This is a genomic window from Chryseolinea soli (assembly GCF_003589925.1).
Taxonomy (GTDB): Bacteria; Bacteroidota; Bacteroidia; order Cytophagales; family Cyclobacteriaceae; genus Chryseolinea; species Chryseolinea soli.
Map to the genome: position 1 here is coordinate 6,736,176 of NZ_CP032382.1, position 20,631 is coordinate 6,756,806.

The window sequence follows — 20,631 nt, forward strand, 5'->3', positions numbered from 1 at the left end:
ATGAGATTCGATTTCCTGAAATTCAAACGCGATACGTTGGGCGGCATGCTTCTTCAGCTGTTGCTGGCGTTCTCGTCGCTTGTGGTGGTCGCTCTCCTGTTTTTTAATGTGTATTTGCCGGAGACCACCCTGCATGACCGGAGCTTAACCGTGCCCAACGTGGAAGGCATGGCGATCAGCCAGTTGGATGAACTTCTGGGTAAACGCGCCCTCCGCTATGGCGTAAACGACTCCACATATTCGTCAGCGCATCCTCCTCTCACGGTACTGCGCCAATATCCGCCCGCCGGCTCCAAAGTGAAGGCCGGCCGGATGATCCTGATTTCTATAAATCGTGTCGACGCACCCACCGTTCCCGTGCCCAACCTGGTCGACGCATCGGTTGTGAACGCCGACGCGTTGCTGAGCGGCAATGAATTGAAGCGCGGACGGATCGAATATGTTTCGGGTCCGTTCCGTGTGGTGAAAGAAGTGAAATACAGAGGACGCACTTTGGCAGCAGGCGAACGCGTACCGAAGGGATCGACGGTTGATCTGGTGGTGATGGATGGTGAAGGCGAGTTGCCCGAAGATTCCGTGGGCCTGGAAAATGAATAACGACTAAACTACCGGGTTGCCCATCGACCAACGTTGTGGCACCCGCTTATAGAAGCCTATGAAATTCGATATCCTGAAATTCAAACGCGATACGCTGGGCGGCATGCTCATTCACCTGCTGCTGGCCTTCGCGGCCCTGTTGCTGATCGCCATCTTGTATTTTTATGCCTACCTGCCCAGCAGCACCAATCACGGCATGAGCATCACCGTTCCCGATGTGGAGGGTATGCAGATCAGTCAGCTGGAAGATTTTCTGGTGAAGCGCAATCTCCGTTATGAAGTGAACGATTCGTCGTACTCGTCGGATTATCCGCCGCTGACGGTGTTGAGACAATATCCGCCGGCGGGCGCCAAGGTGAAGGAAGACCGGAAGATCCTTATTTCCGTGAACCGCATCGACCCCCCCACCGTTCCCGTTCCCGACCTTGTGGACGGCTCCGTCGTGAATGCTGACGCCGTGTTGCGCAGTAACGAACTGAAGCGGGGAAGGATCGAATTGGTGGCGGGTCCCTTCAACGTCGTAAAAGAAATGAAACACCGGGGCCACACCGTGGCGGCAGGCGAACGCGTGCCCAAGGGCTCAACGATCGATCTCGTCGTCATGGATGGCGGAAACGACCCCTTTGAGGTGCCCGACATGATGGGAAAAGACCTGGAGGATGCCAAATTCCTCATTTTAGGGACCAACCTAAGCCTGGGAAGTGTGTTTGTAGTAGGCGATACCACGGGGGGAACCGGCGTGGTCATCAAACAAAAACCTGACCTCAATGAAAAGGTAAAGGTAGGTGACGTCGTTGATCTGTGGATAGGCCAACCAGGGACCGAAATACCCGATGAAAACGGTGAGAATTGAAAGACAAAAAATAACAACCAATCTCCCTCGCGGGCGATGGCCTTTAGCCTTAAAGACCATCCTGGTGTTTGCTGCCCTCATGGTGTTCTTTGAACCGGTGGTGCAAGCCCAGTGGCAAACCTTTCCCCTGCCGAAAGCAGCAAAATCATCCTTAAAAAAACGCCCCAATTCCGCGGCACGGCCGCAAGCTGTGGAGCCCTTGTCGCTCCCTTTCTTTGATGACTTCTCGTTTACGACGCTGGATGATCCGGACGACACCCTGTCCAACATTGCGATAGATTCGCTGTGGCAGAATGTGGTGAACGACAGTACCTACAATAAGACCGTGTGGATCAACAACGGAATGGGCATCAATCCACCGTCCATCAATGTGGCGACGTTCGACGGCCTGGACGGTAATCACGTGAAGTATTCCGAAGTGGTCATCAATAATGGTTTGCGCGACAGCCTCGTGTCGCAGCTCATCAAACTGGGCGACCCCAGCGTGGCGGTCGCGGAACGCAACACCGTTTATCTCAGTTTCTTTTTCCAGTGGGCGGGCAATGGGGAACCGCCGGATGCTACCGATTATCTGCAGGTGGAATTCAAAAACAGTTCGGGCGTTTGGAAGCCCGCCATGACCATCTACCCCACCCCCAGCATGCAGGCTACGGTCTTCTATGACACGCTGGTGAAAGTAGACGGCGACGAATTCTTTCACGACGATTTCCAGTTCCGCTTCCGGAACTATGGCCGCTTGTCGGGACCATACGACACCTGGAATGTCGACTACGTCTACCTCAACAAAGGGCGCAACGAGAACGACACTTCGTTTCCCGACCGGACCATCGCCAGCCAGCCCACGAGTCTTTTGGGCAACTACCGGGCTATACCTTACGATCACTTCAAGCTGGTCAATGCGCTGCAGGCGCCGAAATTTGACGTGTATAATTTATTGGAATATTATCCCGTTGATCACGCCCCCGGTTTCACTACCGTAAGTTTCCGAACCGAAAAAACATTCACGAACTATGTGGATGGCGTTGCCAGCATCACGACCACGCCGGCCGACACCGCCGCCATCAACTGGGAAAATAACAACGACGTAATCGGGCCGCTGGAAAGGAGAAACATAACCATAAAATATCTCCCCGACGGAAGCGACCCCGCCCAGTTCGATCCCAATGCAGACTCTGCGCGGGTCCGTCTCAACATACGGCTGCTGACCGGTGACACGTTCAATAAAAATGGCGACTATGCAGACGACTACTCCGCCAATTTTATTCCCATCGATTTCCGTTTGAATGATACGCTGACCGTGCAGTATTTCATGAAAGACTATTATGCGTACGACGACGGCGTTGCCGAATATGCCGCCGGCCTCACGCAAGCCGGCAACCGTGCCGCCTTTGAGTATGAAATGGTGACGGACGATCCGGATACACTCGTCGGCATAGACCTGTATGTACCCGACTACGGCTTGACCAGCAACCTCACCGTTGACTTCTTTGTCTACAAGGATGCCGATGGTTTGCCCGGCGATATTTTGTATACCCTCCCCAGCGTCACCATTCAACGTAAGGGACTGAATGTATTTCAACGCGTGCGGATTGTCGAGCCTTTCCTGGTAAACAAGAATTTCCACATCGGCTGGAAAGCGCCCGTGGGTGGAACGCTAAAAATTGGACTTGATATGAGCAGCAGTCACGGCGACAAGATCTCGGTGAACACCAACGGCACCTGGGTGCCTGGCGACATCGACGGTTCCCTGATGATCCGGCCCGTATTCGGCAACGGCGACGTTAAAGTCGGGATCCCGGAAGACCTGGATGCATTTAGTGTGTATCCCAATCCAAATAGTGGGGAGTTTTATATTCAGGGCCGGTATGATAAACTCACGGTACTGACGATCACTGGCCAGACCGTGCCCCACGCAGCCCAACCCAGCGGCGACCGGCAGAAGATCGTGATGAACACGGCGGCCGGGTTGTACATTCTGAAGATCCAGCAGGGCAGCACGATCACTACGCGCAAGATCATTGTGCGATAGAAATTGCCTTTTTACGGAAGGGATCATGGTGATGCACGGCATCCACTCCCTCGATCATACAAGTTCTGGCGAAAGTAATATCTTAGCGTTTTAAGGAAACGGAACACTCTATACATGGCCGAGATTTTACCCATTCGCCCCTGGCGCTATAACCCTGAAGTCACTCCCCCAATCGATACGCTGACCTCGCCGTTGTTTGATGTGGTGTCGGAAAAGCAGCGTAAAGCGCTCTACCAAAACCCGCTCAACAGCATCCACCTGTCGGTGCCCGAACCACCCAACGCGTCCGACCGTGCCGCAGCATTGCTCAAGGCCTGGAAGACCGACCATGTGCTGCTGCAAGACAAGCTCCCGGCGATCTATGTCTATTATCAATACTTCAAACTCGCCGGCTCTCCGAAAGAATATTGCCGCAAAGGTTTTATTGCACACATCCGCGCCTACGACTGGGAAGACCAGGTAATCCTGCGCCATGAGAACACGATCCCGAAGGCAGTGAACGACCGCATTGAGCTCTTGGAAAAAACAGAACTCCACGTCAATCCAACACACGGATTGTTTACCGATCCGGATTTTACGCTGGAGAAATACATGGACGAAGCCATCCAATTTCCGCTTTATGAAACGGAGGATTATCAAGGCGTGCGCGATGTGATGGCTGTGATCCACGACGGTGCCGTCATCCGCCGGTTCATGGAGGTGATGGAAAGCAAGACCATCATTTTGGCCGACGGCCATCATCGCTATGAGGGGTCGCTGATCTATAAACACAAGCAGATGGCTGCGAACCCGCATCACCGGGGCAACGAGGGCTACAACTTTCACCTCATGTACTTCACCAACACCGAGGCCGGCGATCTGCGGATCTTACCCACGCACCGGGTCATCACAGGCCTGCCGGGTTTCGACGAGACGGAAATCCTGCGAAAGCTGGAAAAATATTTTGTCATCAAGCCCGCCGACGACCCTTGTAGCCTCGACGAACTTATCATGGGAAAGTCACATGCCTTTGGATTGCTGTTCCGCGACAGCGCTTACAAAGTTCGGCTCCGCCCCGAGGTCCTGGCCACCATGACGTGGCCGTTCCCCGACCCCATCAAAACACTGGACCTCACCGTGATGCACTATTTCATCATCGAAAAGGTGCTGGGCATTCCCGGCAAAGAGCAGCGCGCGTCGGAATACATCGACTTTGACCGGAGTTTTCCGGATTGCCTCAAGCGTGTGGTAAAAGGTGAAGCGGACATGGCCATCATTACCAACGAAGTTTCCATTGAAGAGGTGAAGGAGGTCTGCCACAGTGGATACACCATGCCGCAGAAGTCCACTTACTTTTATCCCAAAGTGGTAGGTGGTTTTTTGTTTACTTCCATCCACCAAGGGGAATTTGAGCTGCCGGTTTATGGGCCGTTCTGATTATATTGAAGAGAAAATAACCCTATAATGAACCCTTTCACCCGCAAACTCGTGCTGGCGTCAAGCTCGCCCCGGCGACAATACCTGATGAAAGAATCCGGCTTCACATTCACCACCGAGAAGCCCGGCGTGGACGAAACCTTCCCCGACACCTTACCCGTGGAGCAAGTGGCCCGCTACCTGGCCGAGAAGAAGGCCGAATTCTTCCGTCTGAACATGAAAGACGAGATCATCCTGGCAGCCGACACGGTGGTGATCCTCGACAACACCATCATCAACAAACCCGAAGACCGCGCCGAGGCCATTCGCATGCTCACCGCCCTGTCGGGAAGAACCCATCGCGTGATGACGGGGGTTTGCATTATTTCGAAAGAAAAAGAAGAGAGCTTTGACGAAACCACCGAGGTAACCTTCCAAACCCTCACGCCACACGAGATCGAATATTATGTAGACCACCACAAACCCTACGATAAAGCCGGCGCCTATGGTGCCCAGGATTGGATTGGGATGGTGGCCATTCAGAAAATTGTAGGTTCCTATTTCAATGTGATGGGGTTGCCGATCCATAAAGTATATCAATACCTCCGTCACTGGTAATGTACACCCGCCATCTTCCCTTTTTGTTTTAAGCCTTTCGCATGAAGAAGATCTGGAAATTTCTGGTGCATCATGTGAAAGAAGATTTCAACGCGCGGTCGTACGGGCTCATCTTCCTGTTCCTCGCCGCTTCCGTGTATGTGAACTATCGGTTTGATTTCGAGGACACCTACCTGGACACTCAAAAGGGATTCATCAAGTTTTTCGCGTATTTCCTGTTCTATGGCTTCGCCTATTTCTCGGCGTTGCTGATCCTGTACTTCTCGCGGAAAGGAAATACGTTTCTAAAAAACCGCGACTTCTGGATCCGCAGCTTGCTGGCGATCGGACTGCTGAGTTTGGATGGAAGCCAGCCCTTTCTGCACGAGGCCATCAATGCGTCGTTCAGTGTACAGGTACAGTATTGGACCTATAAGGTGCTGACCAACCTGGCCGGGCTTTTTTTTGTCACGATCCCGCTGCTCGCCTTTCATCATTATTACGATCGCCGCGAAAATTATTATTACGGACTGCGACCGCATCAATTTGATACACGGCCTTACTTTCAATTGCTACTGCTGATGATGCCACTCATCATCGGCGCTTCTTTCAATGATGGCTTCTTGCGACAATATCCGATGTATAAAGTCACCCAGGCCTATACGGTGCTGGGTGTACCCGAGTGGGTAACCGTGGGGATCTATGAAGCGGTCTACGGCATGGACTTTGTCAATGTCGAGCTCTTGTTCCGCGGCTTCCTGGTCATCGGCATGATCGCGGTGTTGGGGCGGCAGGCGGTGCTGGCCATGGCGGTGACGTATTGTTATCTACACTTTGGCAAGCCTGCGGGGGAAGCGATCAGCTCCATTTTCGGTGGTTATATTCTCGGGGTGGTGGCGTTTGAAACCCGTAGCATTTGGGGGGGCATCATTGTGCACATGGGCATTGCCTGGTCCATGGAGTTGGTGGCCTTTATTCAGAAGTCGCTGTAAGAAGCATCACGCTGCATACAGTGCCATGATGTTGCGCGCGATATTCTCGGGATTGAATTGCGCTGTAAATTTTTTTCCTTCCACGATCATTTGGTGCCGCAGCGTCTTATCCACCACTACCCGGCTCAGTTGGAAGGCCAACTCCTCACGGTTCGCCGGATCGATGTAGAGTGACCCCGGTCCTGCCGCCTCACTGAAACACGAATCCACTGAAGTGATCACCGGAACACCGGACTCGATGGCCTCCACCAGCGGAATGCCAAAGCCCTCAAACCGCGAAGGGTACACAAACACCTCTGCGCCCTGGTACAGGGCTGGAAATTCATGGAACGGAACCTGGTGTAAAAAGATGATCGAATCGGCTACTCCCAATCGCTCTGCTTCTTCCACCACTTGTTTCTTATAGGCCGTTTCCTTTCCAACAACAACCAATGGCAAGCGCGTTTCCGGCGACAACAAGGCCAACGCCTGTACAATTAACATTACGTTCTTCCGTGTTTCGATCGTCCCCACATTCAGAATATAACGGCCGGGAAGTTTGTATTTGCCTTTGATTTCCTCGATCCGTTCTGGGGAAACCGTTTGTTTGAATTGCGGATGACAACCTTGATATACTACGGTGATCTTTGACTCCGGCACCCGTAAAAAATCAATAAGATCCTCTGCCGTCTGCTGACTGATGGCCACTACCCTGTCCGCTTGTTGACAGGCCGCTTTCATCTTGGCTTTGTAGATAGCCACATCGATGCGGTTGTACAACTTTGGAAAGCGCAGAAAAATAAGATCATGAACCGTGACGATCTTCTTTACGGACGAAGGAAGATTTGCCGGCAGCTCCTGGCTCAGGCCATGAAACACATCCAGTTTTTTTGTCGTCGCATCTTTGGCAATGCCCCAGGTGCGCCAAAGACTGGTGGCCTTAAAGAACGTATACAACGACGGCGGCGTGATGACCTGCACTTGGGGCCGTTCGACAATGGGGGTCACCTCAGGATGTTTCCTGATCTTGGGAGAATAAAGAAGATAGTGATGGTCCGGTTCGAAATCGCAAAGGGCGCTCACCACGAAACGGCTGTAGTTTCCCAGCCCGGTGAAATTGTTGAACAGCCGCTTGGCGTCGAAGCCGATATTCACTTGCGATAGGTCTTTTTATAGAGTTCGATGCTCTGCTGGATGATCTCCATGGCTTTGGCTTTCGAATCGAATTCGTCTACCACCACCTTTTTGTTTTCCAGTGTCTTGTAGTTTTCGAAGAAGTGTTTCAGCTCCATGCGGAAATACTCCGGAAGCTGTTCCACGTCGTTGATGTGGCTCACGCTCACATCCTGTTCGGCCACGGCAATGATCTTGTCGTCGGCCTCGCCGCGGTCGATCATGCGCATCACGCCGATTACCTTGGAAGGAATGAGACAGCGTGGCACTACCGTCACCTGTGTGAGCACTACGATGTCGAGGGGATCGTGGTCTTCGCCCAGCGTTTGGGGGATGAATCCGTAGTTGAGCGGATAGTACATGGAGGCGTAGAGCACGCGATCCAACTTGATGAGACCGCTGTCTTTGTCGATCTCGTATTTGGCGCGCGAGCCTTTCGGGATTTCAATGATGCCGTTTACATGTTCCGGCGGATTGTCGCCAATCGATACTTCGTGCCACGGGTGCTTTACCATAAAGGGGTTCGTTTTGCCCGTAAAAATAAATAAAAAAGCCCCCCGATCATTACCGGGGGGCCTTGTCTGGGGCAATTACTTGTCTTTTTTCTCGGGCTCTTTCTTCTCCATCTTCCGCACCTTCTCACCTTCCTTCAACCGTTTGGATACCGCCAGGAACGGCCCGGTGATCACTTCCGTGCTGTCGCCGACACCCGACAGGATCTCGATGTTGTCGTAGTCGCTGATGCCGGTCTTCACCTCCACCATTTTTGCCACGCCCTTTTCGTTCACAAAGATCACGGTCTTGTCCTCTTTTTTCTTCTCTTTCTTCTGGTCGTTCACCACCTGGCGATCATTGTTATTCGGCGGGCCGTCATTCGGTTTGTCGCCTTCCTTCAGGTCTTCCGGGTTTCGGGTGGTCACTGCGGCCAGGGGCACCGACAGGACGTTAGCCTTGGTGGTGGTCTGAATGTCGACACTGGCTGTCATGCCCGGGCGGAACGGGAACTTGTTGCCGGCGGCCACCAGGTCCTGGTAGGATGAACTGAGGATGAGGATGCGCACCTCAAACTCGGTGATGGCATCCGCCGACGCTTTGTCTTTTGCTGTATTGGCGATGAGGGTCACGATGCCTTTGAATTCTTTCTTCTGACTGTTGTAGGCATCCACATCGATCACCGCGGTGTCGCCCAGGTGCACGCGCACGATGTCGTTTTCGTTCACGTTCACGCGCACTTCCATTTTGCGAAGATCGGCAATGCGCAACATCTCTGTACCGGCCATGGTCGCTGTTCCCACCACGCGCTCGCCGTTTTTAACGATGAGCTTGGATACCACCCCATTCATGGGCGCGACAACCGAGGTCTTCCGGAAATTCTCCTGTGCCTCATTCAACGAAGCCTGTGTGCTGTTCACTCCCGAGCGGGAAGCCTCCACGGCTTGTTGCGCTGCGGCAACATCGTTTTTGGCAACCTCATAGTTTTGCTTGGCCAACTGCCAGTCTACATCGGAGATCACCTTTTCGTTGAAAAGTTTTTCATTGCGTTTATACTCCGCCTCTGAACGGATCAATGTAGCCTGCGAGCGTAGCAGGTTGGCCTTGGATTGCTCCAGGTTGGCACTCTGCTGGCCCAGTCCGGCTCTGGCGCGTTGCAGTTGACTCTCCCAGGTATCGGGGCGGATGCGCACCAAGGTTTTACCTTTGATCACCGAATCTCCCTCTTCAATGAGCAGGTCGATGATCTCGCCCGAAACTTCCGGGGCGATCTTCACTTCCGTTACGGGTTGTACGGTTCCAGAGGCGCTCACTTTTTCCACGATCGTCACACGCTTGGCCTTGGCCAGTTCAACTTCAATCTCCTTCGGCTTGCCGATCCAACCCATCGATTTGGCGGCTATTAAGAAAAGTATCAGGAATACGGTGGCCCCGATGAGCCAATAAATCATTTTGTTTGACTTGCGTTTTTGCTGTGCCATTGCGTGGTTTTATTAATATTCGAGTGGTTTGCCTTGATAGAAGTCGAGAACTTTCTTCTTGAAAATAAAATCATATTTCGCCCGCGACAGATCGGCTTGGGCCTGGAACAAGTTGTTCTGGGCGATCTGGTATTCAAAGGAAGTTGCCGATCCTGCGGAATAACGTTGCTCCATCATGCGGTAGGCTTCCGTGCGCGCCGTCACCTGCCGCAACGCAGAGTTGTAGGTCTTGGACGCCGAGATGGCATCGTTGTAGGCAGTCTCTACATTCTGACGAAGGGTTTGTTCAATTTCCTGTGCGTTGATCTTTGCCTGTTGGTTTTGCACGATCGAACGTTGCACCGTCGCCCGGGATGTAAACCCGTTCAGTATGGGGATCGTCAGCTGGAGCCCAAGCGTTTTGTAAATGTTGTCTTTGAATTGATCTCCTAAGCCATAGGTATTTCGGTAGTAGCCATTCGGAGACCGGGTGTATACCGGCTGGCTGGCATCCGCATTCCCCACATACGCCACGGGTTTGTCGCTGAAGGTGTAGCCGGTGAAATCCGGATAAAACTGGGCTTCCTGCGTGCTCGAAAAGTTGGTGTTGATACCACCATTCAAGCTCAATCTCGGATAGAGGTTTCCGCGAGCAGCCTTTACGGCATACAATGAACTTTGGATCTTGAACTCGGCGGCGCGTACTTCCGGCATGGTTTGGCGCGCCACGCTATAGATTTCGTCGCGGCTTTGATCGATCACCAATTCTTCCGGGGTCAGGTTGGGGATCTCTACATCCAGGTCTTGCGTGGCGGGAATGCGCAACGCTTGCTTTAGACGCAGGATCGATAACGCCAGCGCATTTTCCTGCTGGATCAAGGTCACTTCGTTTGTCGCCACCTGTGCATCGAGGTTCAGTTGCTCCGATTTGGGGAGGGCGCCTGCGGTCACCTGCTTGGTGGTTCGCTCCAATTGGTGTTGGCTGGATTCCAATTGAAAGCGGGCGTTGTTTACCAACTCCTTGTTGAAGACGACATTGATAAAAATATTTGCCACATTCAGGATCAGGTCATTCTTTGCCTTGGCCAGGTCCTCGACAGAACCCTGATAAGCATTTTGGTATTGCTTGACCTGGTTATTGATCCGAAAACTGTTGAAAAGGAGCAACGACGAGTTTGTCGACAGGTTAGAGGATTTGATCTCCTGCGTCACGAACTGGTTGCTTACGGGGTCAAGACCGCGACCCCAGCTATAGCCATAGGAAGCGCTACCGTTGAGCGAAGGCAGTCGCGAAAATTGTGACTGGCGCAAGTCCACTTCACTGCTCTCCACATTGTAGGCACTGCGTTGTACGGCCAGGTTGTTGGCCAACGCATAGTCTATGCATTGCTTCAGGGACCATTTCGCGCCCGCGGGCACGTTCTGGGCTTCCTGCTTCAAGGTGTCGATTTGGGCCCAGGTGGTGGCACTACCGGCCATAAGAATCAAAAATGCTAGTACGGTTCTTTTCATGTTGCTATCAGCGATCAATATCCGGTATATAAATAATTTGTTTTACCCAGCTAAGACTCTTTAAGTATGCTAATGTTACATCCTTGAGTCCGGAATCCATTTCAATGACCAGGCCGGCCAGGTCGTTCTTGCCTTTGCGGGAAACCGACATGGTGGCGATGTTGCAATCGTCATGGGCCAGTACATCCGCGATGAAGGCGACGCTGCCCTTGACGTCGGCGGCGGTGATGATGAGGGTGTGCAGGTTGGCGCTAAAGTCAGCCTTGAAGCCGTTCACTTCGGCGATGTTGATGAGTCCTCCTCCCCGGCTCTCTCCCACCACTTCCAGGGACTGATCTCCTTTTTTGATATTTAGTTTGATCGTATTGGGATGCATCGTCGAGGCGTTCCCCACCGATTTGAAATGGTAGGTAAGCCCCTGGGTCTTGGCGATGTCGAGGGCATCTTTGATGCGGGTGTCGTCGGTTTTGAAATCCAGCAAACCGGCGATGATGGCACGGTCGCTGCCGTGACCTTCATAGGTACGGGCAAAGGAATTGTAGAACGTAATGTCGGCCGTGTCGGGGGTTCCGCCCAGCAGCTTCACGGCCGCACGGGCAATGCGCACCACACCGGCCGTATGGGAACTGGAAGGTCCGATCATCACAGGCCCGATCATATCAAAAACACTGCTTTTCTCCGCCATAATGGGTTAGAATACGCAATCTGTCGCCAAAAAGATGAAATAGTTACAACAAATCGGCTGGGGAATTCAAAAAGATGCGGGCGTCGAAATCAGACGGCAATGGGTGCCTTTATGGAGGGATGCGCCTGGTAATTCACGATCTCGAAATCCTCGAACTGGTAGTCAAAGATCGACGCCGGCTTGCGCTTGATCTTCAATTGCGGCAGCGCATAGGGCTCCCGCGAAAGTTGGAGTTGGGCCTGCTCGAGGTGGTTGCTATACAGATGAACGTCGCCACCGGTCCACACGAAGTCGCCGGGGGCCAGGTTGCATTGTTGGGCGAACATATAGGTCAGCAGGGCATAAGAGGCAATGTTGAACGGCACGCCCAGGAAGTAATCCGCGCTGCGCTGATAGAGCTGACACGACAGCTTGCCATCGGCCACATAGAATTGAAACAAGGCATGACAGGGCGGCAAGGCCATCTTGTCTACCTCCGAAGGGTTCCAGGCCGTGACGATGTGGCGGCGCGAATCGGGCTTGGCTTTTATCTGCTCGATCACTTGCGTGATCTGGTCGATATGCCTGCCATCGGGGGCAGGCCAGCTGCGCCATTGGTGGCCGTAGACGGGCCCCAACTCGCCGTTGGCGTCGGCCCATTCGTCCCAGATGCTCACGCCATTGTCTTTCAGGTATTTGATGTTGGTGTCGCCGTTCAGGAACCACAACAGCTCATAGATAATGGAGCGCAGGTGCAGTTTCTTTGTGGTCACCAGCGGAAACCCCTCCGAGAGATCAAACCGCAGTTGCCGTCCAAAGACCGAAAGCGTACCGGTGCCGGTGCGGTCGGTTTTTCGTGCGCCGTTCTGGAGGATATCGTTCATGAGGGCGAGATAGGGCTTCATCGGGACATGGGTTTTCCGGGTGCAAGGTAATGCATCTCCGCGCGGCGGCCAATACGAAGTGGCGTTGAAAAAAGGTGTTTTTTGATGAATTGATATTGTACGATTGGTCCTCAAAGAATGCCGGCCAGGTCGCTTTTTTCTACGGCTCTTGCGATCCCTTTTCTGGCGATTCATGGAACCCCGAAATCCCGCTTCATGAAAATCGTTTTAAAGAAAAAAGGCCGCCTCAAAATTGAGACGGCCATTCTATTTTCAGCGGGCGGACGAGTAAAACCTGCCCGATCAATTCACACTCAAGCTCCGGCTAATGCCGTTGACGGTGATAACCACCGACTTATCGCAAGTGCCATCGCCATAATCGATCGTGATCTCCTTGCTGCCGTCGATGAGGTATTTCTTGATGCCTTCCACGGCAATACCACAGAAGCGCTTGTATTTCAGGGCTTTCGATAAAGAAACCGCATACGTTCTTCCGCCGCGGGTCTTGCCGCTCGCCGTGCTCGCCTGGTCGATCAGCAGGTAATCTTCCAGGGGATTAGCCTCTCTCACCCATTGCCAGGTGATGTTGGACTCGCGTTCGGCCACCGTGCCGTCGGACGTGAAGGTGGCTTTACCATTGGTGAGTACCGCGTTGAATTTGGGAGCCTCCGAGGTGCTGCCCGTTACGTTGGTAAGGGTTCTGACGCCTTCCAGTTTCACACCGTTGATGGTATAGTTGTCGGTCGTGGTAACAATGGTTGAGCCGGGTTGGAACCGACGGCCGTTATAGGTAAAGATCAACTTGCCGGTGCGGACGTTGCCCTTGTTGTCGGGGCAGGCGGTCGTTCCGAAATCCACCGTGAGTACGCCTTTGGGCACATCAGCCGTTGAACCGGCAGCGGGTGTAACGGTGATTACAATGCCGGCGCAATCCAACCGGTCGTCATCCACCGTGATGGTATAGGTAGTCTGCTCGCGTCCACTGGAATATTGGGCATCGGAAGGCGTGCTAACCGACACGCCGGCCATATCGTCCATATCCTGGTAGTAGGAATCGGTGACCGCTTCCTCCGTAATATCCTGCGTATCGGCAAGGGTGAGCTTGTCCTCGTCCTTACAGGAAAAAACAAAGGCGAACATCCCCAAAAGGGACATAGAAGCAATTTTCCCAAATCGATTATTGGCTTTCATAAGGTAATTGGTGGTTTCTGATTTAAATTCGACGCCTTAGACCGGCCTTTTGTATAAAGGTTTAAGGACAAAGTAAATTTTTTTCCACCTTTGGATCATTAAAACCATGCCATGGTAACAACCCGTGTAAGATTTGCGCTCCTGTTCCTTGTTTCCCTGGGCACTTTTGGCGTTCAAGCCCAATTGCGCATGAAAGTGGCCAAACTCAAATACAACGGAGGCGGTGACTGGTATGCGAACAAGACGGCACTCCCCAACCTGATCAAGTTTTCCAACACCGAGATCGGTACCCTGCTTGACCCGGAAGAAGACGATGTAGAAGTCGGCAGCCGCGATATTTTTCTTTATCCTTACATCTATATGACCGGCCACGGCAACGTGGTGTTCTCCGATGCCGAAGCCGCCAACCTGCGCAAGTATCTCACCGCCGGGGGCTTCCTGCACATCGATGACAATTACGGACTCGACAAATTCATCCGCCTGGAATTAAAAAAAGTGTTCCCCGAACTGGAGCTCATCGAGTTGCCGTTCGACCATCCCATCTATCATCAGAAATTCGATTTCCCAAAAGGCCTGCCCAAGATCCACGAGCACGACGGCAAACCCGCACAAGGCTTTGGCCTGATCTATGAAGGACGTCTCGTGGTTTTCTATTCCTACGAATGCGACCTGGGCAACGGCTGGGAAGATCAACGCATTCACAACGACCCCGAAGAAAAGCGAACGCAGGCCTTGCGCATGGGGGCCAACATCCTCAGCTATTGCTTTACCCACTCGATGTAAATAGTGTTCCGACCGTGAAGTCCACCACACGCATACTCCTGGCCGCAGCCGTGGTTTGGATCACCGCTCTTTCGTGCACCAATCAAAACCAATACGAGGAACAAGTGGCGCGGCAATATTGCGGCAGTTGTCATTTGTTTCCCGAACCTTCCCTCCTTCCCAAGCATGTGTGGGCAGAAACCGTTATGCCGCAGATGGCCTTGCGCATGGGGGTTGACTTTGGAAAGCTGGTGGAAATACCAGAAGCCGACCGCCCTTACGTACTACCTTCCTTGCCAGCAACTTCCATGGTGTCTGAAAAGGAATGGAAGGCCATCCAACATTATTTCCAGCGCATGGCCCCGGATTCGCTCAACGTGCCGCCGGTGAGCATAGCCGATACGTTGCGTCAGTTCGATGTCACAGCTTTGTCTCTTTCCAGCCTTGGCCAGCCCATGGCCACGCTGGTGAAAGTGGACACCGTAAGGGATCGCATCTTTATCGGCGGCCGGCATGGTGTGTTACACGAATTTGATACGAAGTTTCAGTGGAAGGCTACTCACCCGCTGAGCAGCCCACCGTCACAACTGCTGCTGTCGGAAAAAGAAGATCCGCTCGTGTTGCAAATGGGCATCATGGATCCCAATGATCAGGCGCTGGGTTCGGTTGCCCAGTGGCATGAGGGGACGCAGACCTTCACGACCTTGATCGATTCGCTGCAACGGCCGGTCTATCTCGAGCGTGTTGATCTGAACCAGGATGCGAAGAAAGATCTCGTGATCTGCTCTTTTGGAAATTATACCGGCTCGCTCGACGTCTATGAGACGTTGGACAGCGGAAAATATAAACGTCACATCCTGCAAAACCTGCCCGGCGCACGCAAAGTGGTGGTGCGCGACTTCGACAACAATGGGCTCCCCGATGTGATGGCCCTGATGACGCAAGGCGACGAACGGGTCATCGTGTTATTGAACCAGGGCAATTTCCGGTTTCGCATCGTCACTTTGCTGCGCTTTCCTCCCGTATATGGATCGAGTTACTTTGACGTAGCGGATTTCAACCACGACGGCAAAATGGACATCCTCTATGCCAACGGCGACAACGCCGACTATTCCACGACGCTCAAACCCTATCATGGCGTGAGGATCTTTCTAAACGACGGCTCGAATCGTTTTACAGAATCCTGGTTTTACCCCCTCAACGGCGTAGGCCAGGCCGAAGCCGTCGACTTCGACAAAGACGGCGACCTCGACATTGTCGCCATTGCCTTCTTTCCCGACTTTCGACATCACCCGGAACAAGGATTTGTTTACTTTGAAAACACGGGCCATGATTTTAAACCATCCATCACCCATCTGGCCACGCAAGGCCGCTGGCTCGTCATGGAAATAGCCGACCTCGACCACGATCGCGACGACGATGTGGTGGTTGGTGCACTGGATTTTCCGGGCACCGTTCCCGAAAGGTTGATGACACAATGGATGAAACGCGACGTTTGGGTTCTTCTTCTCCGAAATAAATTGCATTGATAAACTGAGTGGCGTCCTCGTGTGCCTAGTTCTCCCGGTTCACTTTTTCAGTGATCTGCCGGATGTCGCGCACCAGGGAATAGATAATGGAGAGCGGGTTCAACGCCTGGTTGGCGATCACGGGGTTATGCGCAACACCCTCCATCTCGAGATCGTATTTATTTTTCTTCTCCGAAAGCTGCGCAGCGTGCTGCAACTCTCTTTCAATGGCCTGCGCCAGGCTCTCCAACTCCTGCCGGTTCACGGCAACATTGAACGACTTGTCGGTTGCCAGCGACGTGATGTGGCCGGTAAGCATATGGTTGGCAATGACAAACTGGTGGATGTGCGTGGACTGGTCCAGCGTTTTGGGTTCGGCCAGGATGCGTTGAAAATTATCGGATAAGTTCGTGAGGTTTACCAATGCCTCTTGTCGCGCGGTCTTATAGGCATGGCGTGAAGAGGTGGGATTCAAGAGAAATTGCCAGGTAGCGGCGAAGAAAGCCTGGTTGGCCAACAGCATTTCGCGCATGTTCTTGTCAATTTCCTGGCGCCCCCACGTAGGTAAAACATAACGCGAGGCGATGGCCGCAATGATGGACCCGATCAACGTATCCAACATCCGTTCCTTCACCAGCGTGTTCAGGTCAACGGGATAGAGGAAATGAAACGTGATCACGATATAAATGGTGAGGAACAACACAAACCCAAAATAATTGAGGCGGAGCAAACTGTAGCTTATCAACATGCAAAGGATCATGATGACCAGCAGCGCCGTGTTGCCCCGGATGACGAAGAGGATACCCGTCGCTACGATCGCGCCACCCAGCGTGCCCAAAAGGCGTTGCGCATTGCGCTTTCGCGATACGGTGTACACCGGTTTTAGAATGGTGACGATCGTTAGCAAAACCCAATAGGTATGTTGCAACGACAGGAAGGCGGAGACACTGAAGCCCACCAGGATGGCCAGCGTGAGCCGCACCGCATGACGAAAGTCGTTGGATTGCAGCGTCAGGTTCTCGCGAAACGTTTGCCAGTCGATGGGATGCCCGACGATGGCCTTGTCGCTTTCCTTCCCCGTGTCGGTCTTGTTGATCTCTACTTGCAGCCGTGTGTACATGACCAGCCGGTGCAGGCGGTTCACGATGTTTTGAATATTGAAAAGCGTTTTCTCCAGCGCATGCAGGCTGCTTTGCACTTCTGGGTCGACGGTGCTTTGCTGGTGTTCGCGCAGGGCATCCTGCAGGGCGCTGGTGATGGAAATCAAGTCAAGCTCGCGCCGCACGGTGGCGCCCCGCTGAATGGTGATGCCGATGTACTCCAAGGCGGCCGCCACTTGCAGGATGGCGCCATAAAATTTATTGAGCAGACCGGTGCCGTCGAGATTTTTATGAAGCTCGCCATAGTCCTGGTAGGACGATATGGAATGCTCGAAAAGATCGACAGCGTCGAGGAAGATCATCATGAGGCTGCGGCTTTTGGGGCTGGCGTCCATCACGAACTGACGGGTCTTGAAGAGCAGCTCGCGGGTTTGATCCTGGCTCTTCATGACCTTGATCTGTTCTTCCATCACCAACGTAAAGCTGTGGCGAATGTCGGCGCCGTCTTTATACAGTGCGCCACGGGCCCGGATAAAGTCGGCCACGGCGATGAGCATCTCCCCTATGGCTTGCTCGGCCAGCCGGTAGGGTCGCAGCCGGTAGAGCAGCAAACTGAACAGCGTGTACCAGATCCCGCCGGCGGCGATCAGGGCCGCCACATAGAAGCTGTTTTGCGGCACATGGCTCGGCACGAGGTTCAATAGAAGAATGATCAGGGCCAACGTTCCTACGGCCCCCGCGCGGGCGCCATATACTCCCAGCAACGAATAGAGAAAGCAGAACACCATCACCTCTATTAATAGCAGCGCCTGGTGATCGCGCAGCAACAAGGTTACCAGCGCCGTGAACGCATTCAAGGCAACCGATGCCAACAGGCCGTTGCGCCGGTGGTGGATGGGTCCGGGGGCGTCGGTGAGACTGGCGAACAGGGCGCCCCAGAGAAACGGAAGACCGGTGATCAACCAATCGTTCTCGGCAAAGATCAACGTGGGCACCATTACCCCGGCCGTGATGCGCACGCCGGTGCTCCAGTATTGGCTGGTGGTGAACTTCTGTACTTCTTTTAAATAGTCGTTGCCGTTGAGCATGTCTCCCTAAAAATACAAGAAAGAAATCTTTTGCGAAGACCGCACGCCCGGTTGCGTTGAATTAGGTTGAGCGGCTGTCTACACGCCGGAATGGCCTTATCGGGCAATGAAAAAAAAATTCCGCGAACGCTTGCAATTTTATAACTAAGACTTTAGTTTTATACCTAAATACATAGTCAATGAAAGATATCAAGGAACTGACCAAAGCCGAGGATCAGGTGATGCAGATTTTGTGGAAACTCGAAAAAGGGTTTGTGAAAGACATCGTGGAAGAGATGCCGGAACCCAAGCCTGCCTACAATACCATCTCCACGATCGTACGCATCCTGGAAACGAAGGGCTTTGTCGATCACAAAGCGTATGGAAAAACGCATGAATATTTTCCGCTGATCACCAAAGAGAAGTACACCAAGTTCTATTTGAACAATCTTCTCAAGGGCTATTTCAACGGATCGTTTCAAAACCTCGTGTCCTTCTTTGCGAAGGAAAATAAACTGGACGCCAAGGAGATCGAGAAGATCCTTCATGAACTAAAAAATAAATAACACCATGAACGGCTATATCAATTACCTGCTGGAGGCCAACTTCGGGTTGCTGCTCTTCCTGGTTCTCTATGTCTTATTGTTGAACCGGGAAACGGATTTCTCCTTTAAGCGAAAGTACTTGCTGGTAAGTTTGATCGTGTCAGTGTTGTTTCCTTTGTTGAAAATCAGCGGCGAGCAGGGTGCCATTCCCTCGATCAGCCAGTTGATCCCCACGTATTGGCTCCCGGAAATCGTGGTCACCGACGGGCTCCCACGTGCGAGCGCTGAAGCCGCGCCGCTAAATTTCTGGCCCATCGTTTTCTGGATCTATGCCGCGGGTATTATTTTCTTTGCCCTGCGACTGATCGTGCAGGGTTGGCAGTTGGTCCGGTATATCCGGCGTGCCCATGTCTATTCTGAATCCGGTAAATACCGGGTCGTCGAAATGCAGGAAGCGTTTCCCTCCTTTTCATTTTTCCACCACATCTTCATCGGCCATGCCGGTGATCTGACGGCGGAAGACAAGGCGTTGATCATCCGCCACGAAAGCGTGCATGCCGACCATTTTCATTCGGTGGACGTGTTGTTGCTCGAGGTGTTACGGATCGCTTTCTGGTTCAACCCCCTCCTCCTGCTCTACAAAAAGATGTTTATCAATCTTCATGAATACCAAGCCGATGCCGAGGCTGTGGAAGATCATGATGTGAACCAATATTGCAATCTCCTGGCGAAGGTTGCCTTGATGTCGGCCGACTTCAAACTCGCCAATCATTTTAATCAATCACTCACCTTAAAGCGAATTATCATGATGAAATCCATCAAAAAGAAAATGCGGGTGTGGAAAATAGCGGCCGTTGCACTGATCATGGCCGGCTTCTTCTTCACCGTGGCTTGTCAGGACCAGGTTGTCAGCGAAGCCACCGACATTGCCAAGTCGTCTACCGTGGCCCTCGATATCCCCGAAGAGGTACAACGGACATTTGAGAAAATGCAAAAGGAAAAACCGAACACCAAATTCATTGTCGTCGAGGTAGACGAAGCTGGACAAGCCAAACTCGAGAGCATGAAGCCTGTGATGAACGAGCTGAAGCAAGCTGGCGACAAGGTGATTGCTTCCATGAACGTGATCACTCCAACCGCCAAGCCTTCCGAACCCGTGCGTACCTTCGTGATCGTCGAGTTCAAAAATGAGCTGCAACAGATTGGCGAAAATTCCAAAAACGGCGACGTGTACACGATAGTTGAAGAGTCAGCGAGTCCCGTGGGCGGCTTCGAATCGGTAGCCAAATTGATCGCGGCCAACCTGCAATACCCTGCCGAGGCACGGATGAAGGGAATCGAAGGAACGGTGTTCGTCACGTTCATCGTGAACAAGGATGGCTCGCTGTCGGACTTCGAAGTAAAAAAGGGCGTCGATCCTGTAGTTGACAAAGCAGCGCTGGAGGTGGCACAGATGCTTCCGGCCTGGGTCCCCGGCAAACAAAATGGCAAAACCGTGCGTCAACAATTTGTACTGCCGGTTGCCTTCCGGTTGGGGCCGGATAAACCAAAAGAGACTTCACAAATTAAATCCATTGACCAGCCGCTCAAGGTGTCGACCAACCTTATCCAGGAACAAGGCAAAAACATTGTTAAGGGAACGGTGACCGATGCTTCCGGAAATCCGCTGCCGGGCACCAATATTGTTATCATGGGCACAACAACAGGGACCTCAAGTGATAGCCAGGGAAATTTTAGTCTCGAGGTAGGCCGTTCCGGGCAACTCGCCGTGTCATTTGTGGGGTTTAAGACGGAATTTGTTTCGTTTTGATGATCGTGATGGTATAAAAAA

The 20,631-nt window shown here is 52.7% G+C and carries 18 protein-coding genes; 10 read left to right on the plus strand and 8 right to left on the minus strand.

The features are described from left to right. The 6 genes from D4L85_RS28095 to D4L85_RS28120 all read left to right on the plus strand — a co-directional run bounded on the left by D4L85_RS28095 (nt 1) and on the right by D4L85_RS28120 (nt 6,463). Entirely contained in the window at nt 1-597 is a 597-nt protein-coding gene (locus D4L85_RS28095; RefSeq protein WP_119757426.1) for a PASTA domain-containing protein, read from the plus strand. 58 nt (nt 598-655) lie between these two features. Further along, nucleotides 656-1,450 carry a PASTA domain-containing protein gene (locus D4L85_RS28100; RefSeq protein WP_228450653.1) on the plus strand — a complete coding sequence of 265 codons (795 nt, stop codon included), beginning with the start codon at nt 656-658 and terminating at the stop codon, nt 1,448-1,450. Beyond that, on the plus strand, nt 1,431-3,479 hold the full coding sequence (locus D4L85_RS28105; protein ID WP_119757427.1) for a T9SS type A sorting domain-containing protein: 2,049 nt from the start codon (nt 1,431-1,433) through the stop codon (nt 3,477-3,479). The genes D4L85_RS28100 and D4L85_RS28105 overlap by 20 nt, the downstream gene beginning before the upstream one ends. A 114-nt stretch (nt 3,480-3,593) precedes the next feature. After that, nucleotides 3,594-4,895 (plus strand): DUF1015 domain-containing protein, encoded by a 1,302-nt coding sequence (locus D4L85_RS28110; protein WP_119757428.1) that lies wholly within the window; start codon nt 3,594-3,596, stop codon nt 4,893-4,895. Between the two features lie 27 nt (nt 4,896-4,922). Further along, a complete protein-coding gene (locus D4L85_RS28115) occupies nt 4,923-5,492 on the plus strand; it encodes a Maf family nucleotide pyrophosphatase (RefSeq protein WP_119757429.1) in 570 nt (189 codons plus the stop codon). Between the two features lie 41 nt (nt 5,493-5,533). Further along, the gene (locus tag D4L85_RS28120) at nt 5,534-6,463 is read left to right on the plus strand and encodes a CPBP family intramembrane glutamic endopeptidase (RefSeq protein WP_119757430.1); all 930 of its coding nucleotides are present in this window, start codon (nt 5,534-5,536) and stop codon (nt 6,461-6,463) included. 6 nt (nt 6,464-6,469) lie between these two features. Here the strand turns inward: D4L85_RS28120 and D4L85_RS28125 are convergent, their stop codons facing one another. The 7 genes from D4L85_RS28125 to D4L85_RS28155 all read right to left on the minus strand — a co-directional run bounded on the left by D4L85_RS28125 (nt 6,470) and on the right by D4L85_RS28155 (nt 13,782). Next, nucleotides 6,470-7,597 (minus strand): glycosyltransferase family 4 protein, encoded by a 1,128-nt coding sequence (locus D4L85_RS28125; RefSeq protein ID WP_119757431.1) that lies wholly within the window; start codon nt 7,595-7,597, stop codon nt 6,470-6,472. Continuing rightward, nucleotides 7,594-8,130, minus strand: coding sequence for an inorganic diphosphatase (locus D4L85_RS28130; RefSeq protein WP_119757432.1), 537 nt, complete (start codon nt 8,128-8,130; stop codon nt 7,594-7,596). The genes D4L85_RS28125 and D4L85_RS28130 overlap by 4 nt, the downstream gene beginning before the upstream one ends. A 75-nt stretch (nt 8,131-8,205) precedes the next feature. Further along, entirely contained in the window at nt 8,206-9,558 is a 1,353-nt protein-coding gene (locus D4L85_RS28135) for an efflux RND transporter periplasmic adaptor subunit (protein ID WP_228450654.1), read from the minus strand. Nucleotides 9,559-9,600: 42 nt separating this feature from the next. Beyond that, nucleotides 9,601-11,079, minus strand: coding sequence for a TolC family protein (locus tag D4L85_RS28140; RefSeq protein ID WP_119757434.1), 1,479 nt, complete (start codon nt 11,077-11,079; stop codon nt 9,601-9,603). Nucleotides 11,080-11,086: 7 nt separating this feature from the next. After that, a complete protein-coding gene (gene sdaAB, locus D4L85_RS28145; RefSeq protein ID WP_119757435.1) occupies nt 11,087-11,764 on the minus strand; it encodes an L-serine ammonia-lyase, iron-sulfur-dependent subunit beta in 678 nt (225 codons plus the stop codon). Nucleotides 11,765-11,853: 89 nt separating this feature from the next. After that, the gene (thyA, locus tag D4L85_RS28150) at nt 11,854-12,648 is read right to left on the minus strand and encodes a thymidylate synthase (protein WP_119757436.1); all 795 of its coding nucleotides are present in this window, start codon (nt 12,646-12,648) and stop codon (nt 11,854-11,856) included. A gap of 282 nt (nt 12,649-12,930) precedes the next feature. Beyond that, nucleotides 12,931-13,782 (minus strand): hypothetical protein, encoded by an 852-nt coding sequence (locus tag D4L85_RS28155; protein ID WP_160144053.1) that lies wholly within the window; start codon nt 13,780-13,782, stop codon nt 12,931-12,933. Nucleotides 13,783-13,929: 147 nt separating this feature from the next. On the opposite strand from D4L85_RS28155, the gene D4L85_RS28160 reads away from it, so the two are divergent. Then, nucleotides 13,930-14,601, plus strand: a complete 672-nt coding sequence (locus D4L85_RS28160) for a DUF4159 domain-containing protein (protein WP_073131699.1) — start codon at nt 13,930-13,932, stop codon at nt 14,599-14,601. A 14-nt stretch (nt 14,602-14,615) separates the two neighbouring features. After that, nucleotides 14,616-16,109: an FG-GAP repeat domain-containing protein gene (locus tag D4L85_RS28165; RefSeq protein WP_160144054.1), complete on the plus strand. Its 1,494-nt coding sequence runs from the start codon at nt 14,616-14,618 to the stop codon at nt 16,107-16,109. A 25-nt stretch (nt 16,110-16,134) separates the two neighbouring features. Here the strand turns inward: D4L85_RS28165 and D4L85_RS28170 are convergent, their stop codons facing one another. Next, complete coding sequence (locus D4L85_RS28170; RefSeq protein ID WP_119757439.1) at nt 16,135-18,276, minus strand: FUSC family protein; 2,142 nt, start codon at nt 18,274-18,276, stop codon at nt 16,135-16,137. A 188-nt stretch (nt 18,277-18,464) separates the two neighbouring features. Here D4L85_RS28170 and D4L85_RS28175 point away from each other — a divergent pair, with 188 nt between their 5' ends. Beyond that, a complete protein-coding gene (locus D4L85_RS28175; protein ID WP_073134805.1) occupies nt 18,465-18,821 on the plus strand; it encodes a BlaI/MecI/CopY family transcriptional regulator in 357 nt (118 codons plus the stop codon). Nucleotides 18,822-18,825: 4 nt separating this feature from the next. Beyond that, complete coding sequence (locus D4L85_RS28180; RefSeq protein WP_119757440.1) at nt 18,826-20,610, plus strand: M56 family metallopeptidase; 1,785 nt, start codon at nt 18,826-18,828, stop codon at nt 20,608-20,610. Nucleotides 20,611-20,631: the final 21 nt, after the last annotated feature.

Coding starts and splice junctions, on each gene's coding strand:
- D4L85_RS28095 (WP_119757426.1), top strand. CDS start 1: ATGAGATTCGATTTCCTGAAATTCAAACGCGATACGTTGGGCGGCATG.
- D4L85_RS28100 (WP_228450653.1), top strand. CDS start 656: ATGAAATTCGATATCCTGAAATTCAAACGCGATACGCTGGGCGGCATG.
- D4L85_RS28105 (WP_119757427.1), top strand. CDS start 1,431: ATGAAAACGGTGAGAATTGAAAGACAAAAAATAACAACCAATCTCCCT.
- D4L85_RS28110 (WP_119757428.1), top strand. CDS start 3,594: ATGGCCGAGATTTTACCCATTCGCCCCTGGCGCTATAACCCTGAAGTC.
- D4L85_RS28115 (WP_119757429.1), top strand. CDS start 4,923: ATGAACCCTTTCACCCGCAAACTCGTGCTGGCGTCAAGCTCGCCCCGG.
- D4L85_RS28120 (WP_119757430.1), top strand. CDS start 5,534: ATGAAGAAGATCTGGAAATTTCTGGTGCATCATGTGAAAGAAGATTTC.
- D4L85_RS28130 (WP_119757432.1), bottom strand. CDS start 8,130: ATGGTAAAGCACCCGTGGCACGAAGTATCGATTGGCGACAATCCGCCG.
- D4L85_RS28135 (WP_228450654.1), bottom strand. CDS start 9,558: ATGATTTATTGGCTCATCGGGGCCACCGTATTCCTGATACTTTTCTTA.
- D4L85_RS28140 (WP_119757434.1), bottom strand. CDS start 11,079: ATGAAAAGAACCGTACTAGCATTTTTGATTCTTATGGCCGGTAGTGCC.
- sdaAB (WP_119757435.1), bottom strand. CDS start 11,764: ATGGCGGAGAAAAGCAGTGTTTTTGATATGATCGGGCCTGTGATGATC.
- thyA (WP_119757436.1), bottom strand. CDS start 12,648: ATGAAGCCCTATCTCGCCCTCATGAACGATATCCTCCAGAACGGCGCA.
- D4L85_RS28155 (WP_160144053.1), bottom strand. CDS start 13,782: ATGTCCCTTTTGGGGATGTTCGCCTTTGTTTTTTCCTGTAAGGACGAG.
- D4L85_RS28160 (WP_073131699.1), top strand. CDS start 13,930: ATGGTAACAACCCGTGTAAGATTTGCGCTCCTGTTCCTTGTTTCCCTG.
- D4L85_RS28170 (WP_119757439.1), bottom strand. CDS start 18,276: ATGCTCAACGGCAACGACTATTTAAAAGAAGTACAGAAGTTCACCACC.
- D4L85_RS28180 (WP_119757440.1), top strand. CDS start 18,826: ATGAACGGCTATATCAATTACCTGCTGGAGGCCAACTTCGGGTTGCTG.